Below are 225 nucleotides of genomic sequence, written 5' to 3' on the forward strand. Positions count from 1 at the left end.
GCCCGTGGGATCAAAGCGGTCATCCCCGAACCGGCCGACCAGCAGGGCCACCGCAGACGGCGCGGTGCCCGCGGCGGGCGCCCCGTCAGCCTCGACGTGGACGCCTACAAGGGCCGCAACGTCATCGAGCGTCAGTACGCTCACCTGAAGCAGTGGCGGGGTCTGGCGACCCGGTATGACAAGTACGCGATCATCTACAGGGCCGCTGTGGTCCTGAATGCTGTG

At 68.0% G+C, this 225-nt stretch carries 1 pseudogene; it reads left to right on the plus strand.

Annotation, left to right across the window (positions count from 1 at the left end):
- Positions 1-225: pseudogene (locus ACUJ8O_RS11620) on the plus strand (IS5/IS1182 family transposase); the annotation flags it as partial.

The sequence above is a fragment of the Micrococcus sp. EWR3.9.1 genome, assembly GCF_052615555.1.